Origin of the sequence: Mesorhizobium sp. M4B.F.Ca.ET.089.01.1.1 (assembly GCF_004022605.1) — a bacterium.
Taxonomy (GTDB): Bacteria; Pseudomonadota; Alphaproteobacteria; order Rhizobiales; family Rhizobiaceae; genus Mesorhizobium; species Mesorhizobium abyssinicae.
On sequence record NZ_RZOS01000634.1, the window covers coordinates 1 to 2,545 of the forward strand.

4 protein-coding genes are annotated in these 2,545 nt (G+C 61.8%); 3 read left to right on the plus strand and 1 reads right to left on the minus strand.

Annotation, left to right across the window (positions count from 1 at the left end; genetic code table 11):
* Positions 1-684: LysR family transcriptional regulator (locus tag EN780_RS31910; RefSeq protein ID WP_128276263.1), on the minus strand; the 684-nt coding region annotated here is incomplete at its 3' end.
* 208 nt (positions 685-892) lie between these two features.
* On the opposite strand from EN780_RS31910, the gene EN780_RS31915 reads away from it, so the two are divergent.
* From EN780_RS31915 to EN780_RS31925, 3 genes are all read left to right on the plus strand, one after another.
* Positions 893-1,078: a hypothetical protein gene (locus EN780_RS31915; protein ID WP_127284691.1), complete on the plus strand. Its 186-nt coding sequence runs from the start codon at positions 893-895 to the stop codon at positions 1,076-1,078.
* A gap of 198 nt (positions 1,079-1,276) precedes the next feature.
* Complete coding sequence (locus EN780_RS39085) at positions 1,277-1,570, plus strand: hypothetical protein (RefSeq protein WP_189556905.1); 294 nt, start codon at positions 1,277-1,279, stop codon at positions 1,568-1,570.
* Positions 1,571-1,911: 341 nt separating this feature from the next.
* The coding region (locus tag EN780_RS31925; RefSeq protein ID WP_348631282.1) for a GlxA family transcriptional regulator at positions 1,912-2,545 on the plus strand (634 nt) is incomplete at its 3' end.

The following is a 2,545-nucleotide window of genomic DNA, read 5'->3' on the forward strand; positions in this document are numbered from 1 at the left end:
CTGGCCGGCCGTGTGCGCGCTCATATAGGCGACGCGGTAGTTGCGGCCCTCGCGGCCGAGCGCCTCGAGGGCGCCGGCCCGCCACACGCAGCCCTCCTCCCACAGCGACACCGGCAGCGGCTCGCGCAGATGCGCGCAGCCGCCCTTGGCGCCGGCCCAGACGATCGGTTCGGTCAACAGCACCTCGGCGCCGAGCGCGCTGGTCTTGTAGGAGTTGGTGAGCAGCGTGATGTCGAGCGCCCGGTCGTCCATGCGCCGGCGCAGATTGATGCTCTGGTCGATGGTGACGTCGACGGCGATCGAGGGATGCGACTGTGCGAAGCGCTTCAGGACATGCGGCAGCACGCGTTCGCCGTAGTCGTCCGGCGAGCCCAGCCGCACCACGCCGACAATGTCGGGGATGATGAACTTCGACACCACCTCGCGGTTGATCGACAACAGCCGGCGGGCATAGCCGAGCAGCAGCTCGCCGTCCGTCGTCAGCGTCACCGAGCGCGCGTCGCGCGCGAAGACGGAGCGGCCGAGGATGTCCTCCAGCTTCTTGATCTGCATGGAGACGGCCGACGGCGTACGGAAGACGGCGGTGGCGGCCGTGGTGAAGCTGCCGGTTTCGGCAATCGCCACGAAGGTGCGCAGGACATCGAGATCGAGCAGCGGCAGCGGATGATTGAGTGGGGCGTTCATCGGGATCGGCCTTCAATTTTTCTGATGCGAACGATCATTCCATTTCGTTTGATTGAACATCAGTTTGGGAGGATAGTCAACTCCATCGAAGCAGGCTGTTGCCACAAGCAGCCATCAAACGACCCTGGCACGGACCTGCATTCGACAGAAATGAAGCTGAAACAGACTGCCGCCGGGCAACTCCCGGCCCAACGCAAAGGAGAATGAAATGTCCATCCTTTCCTCCATCGGCCGGCTTGCGACCGAATTCACCGCGGCCCGCGCCCGTTACCAGACCGAACGCGCCATCCATGCGCTGCCGATCGAACTGCAGAAGGATATCGGCTGGCCGGAAGCCGCCGATGCCAGGACCGGTGCTCGCCACGGTGTCGGATCCTGGGCCGGAGCGAAGTAAATCGTGTGTATCAAAACCTGAAGGCCTGCCCGGCGGACCCAGCCCGGCAGGCCTCTCTATTTTAACCGACCGCCTGTTTTGTTTGCATTCAAATGATTTTTCCGAGCCATGCTACGGCTGCATGACGCATATGAACCAATCGCATAACGCTGCTTTTTCGATTTAACGCGTTGTAAACAATCGTAAATCCTGGGCACATTGCCCAAAAATGTCGCAATCGGTGTCGCTTTTCATAACAAGCGCTTCGCTTTTGCGATTTCGTTTTCGTTCGTACAAGCCTATATCAGCGCCAGCAAACGAGCTGCCCCACTCCATCACGCGAAGGCGACCCGTCTGAGCAACCGAATGGAGATGATTATGAAGCTTCTTGCCCGCCTGTTCCACCGCCGCGAAATGAACCTGACGACCGCGCTCGAGCGCCAGCGCCTTTCGAAGACCATGCCCGGCCAGACCGGCGCCCTGGCCGCCGCGCGCCTCGGTTTCGTCGCTTGATATTGAGACTTTAGGCGCGGCGCCTCCCAGCCGACGCTGTGAAGTTGACCTCCCCGCCGCTTCGGCAAGACCGAAGCGGCGTTTCTTTTGCCCAGGGGCCGTTCTGCCCGCTCCGGTAGCACAACGGGGCCTATTCCCCAGGCGATTGCCCATTTGCGACCCATGTCGCAAATTTAATTGTCCCAAACCTCTCTAGGCGATTGACAGGAATGGTTTTTCCTGATGTCGCTATGCTATTCGCGACATCCTGTTCGCGTCATGGCCGCGTGAGGTTTCCCGTGAATGCCGTAAAGCACCCGATCAAGAGATCGTTTGTATTTTTCCTCGTCCCCGACTTCACCATGATCGCCTTCGCGACGGCGCTCGATCCGTTGCGCTCGGCCAACCGCATGCTTGGCTACGAGGCCTATAGCTGGCGCCTGGCGAGTATCGACGGCAAGCCGGTGCGCGCCTCGAACGGCGTCGAATGCGCCGTCAACACCTCGCTTGAGGAGGAGCGCAGGAAGATGGCCGGACCGGACCGGCCGAACATGGCCATCGTCTGCAGCGGCGTCAATGTGGAGCGCTACCAGAACAAGTCGGCCTTCGCCTGGCTGCGCGAGGAATACAATCGTGGCGTCGCCGTCGGCGGGCTGTGCACCGGCGCGCATATCCTTGCCGCCGCCGGCCTGTTGTCCAACAAGCGCTGCGCCATCCATTGGGAGAATCTGCCCGGCTTTTCCGAAGCCTTCCCCAAGGCCAACGTCTTTGCCGACCTGTTCGAGATCGACCAGAACATCTACACCTGCGCCGGCGGCACCGCCGCGCTCGACATGATGCTGAAGCTGATCGGCGACGATTTCGACGAGAGCCTCGTCAACCGCGTCTGCGAGCAGGTGCTGACCGACCGTGTGCGCAGCCCGACCGACCGCCAGCGCCTGCCGCTGCGCGCCCGTCTTGGCGTGCAGAATTCCAAGGTTCTGACCATCATCTGTC

Coding starts and splice junctions, on each gene's coding strand:
- EN780_RS31915 (WP_127284691.1), top strand. CDS start 893: ATGTCCATCCTTTCCTCCATCGGCCGGCTTGCGACCGAATTCACCGCG.